The sequence below is a fragment of the Chryseobacterium sp. JV558 genome (assembly GCF_033712365.1).
Taxonomy (GTDB): domain Bacteria; phylum Bacteroidota; class Bacteroidia; order Flavobacteriales; family Weeksellaceae; genus Chryseobacterium.
On sequence record NZ_WJHU01000029.1, the window covers coordinates 1 to 725 of the forward strand.

1 protein-coding gene is annotated in these 725 nt (G+C 45.0%); it reads right to left on the bottom strand.

Annotation, left to right across the window (positions count from 1 at the left end; translation table 11 throughout):
- The coding region (locus GFU89_RS23220) for a condensation domain-containing protein (protein WP_318849380.1) at positions 1-725 on the bottom strand (725 nt) is incomplete at both ends.

Genomic DNA, 725 nt, shown 5'->3' on the forward strand with positions numbered 1-725 from the left:
GTGCGAAGGGCTAAGGTATTGATGTAAAAACCAATCTGGTCTTCAAGATCAGGGTGGTTACGTCCTGCTACGGAAGTTCCCAGGACAATGTCTTTCTGACCCGTATAACGGTAGAATAGCACATTAAGCATACCCAGTAACCCCATGAAAAGAGTACTGCCGCTCTCATGGACAAGATCTTTAAGACCCTGGGTAAGATTTCTGGAAAATAATTTATTGTATACGGCACCGTTGTAAGTCTTTACAACAGGGCGGAGATAATCCGTCGGAAGATCTAAAACACCTGGAACCGAGGTGAACTGCTCCTGCCAGTAGCGCGCATGCTCCTCATAAGAACCATTTTGAAGATTATCCTGCTGCCATACTGAATAATCCCTGTACTGAAGATTTAACCCTGGAAGAACAACATCACGACCCTGGCTCAGACCATTGTAGAGTAACATAAGCTCCCGGACCATAACCTCCATAGACCAGGCATCACTGATTATATGGTGCATCACACTGTTAAGAACATAATCTTCATCTCCTAGACGGAACAATCCTAAACGAAGCAAAGGACCATGGGAAAGGTCAAAGGCAGCAACAGATTCACGGTAGATGTAATCACGGACCTGGTCTTCCTGAAGATCAATCCCACGCAGGTCACGGTAATCGATATTAAATTCAAAAGCTTCCGCAGATAAAATGTACTGACGTGCTTCTAGGTGCTCATCAAGACGGAAGAC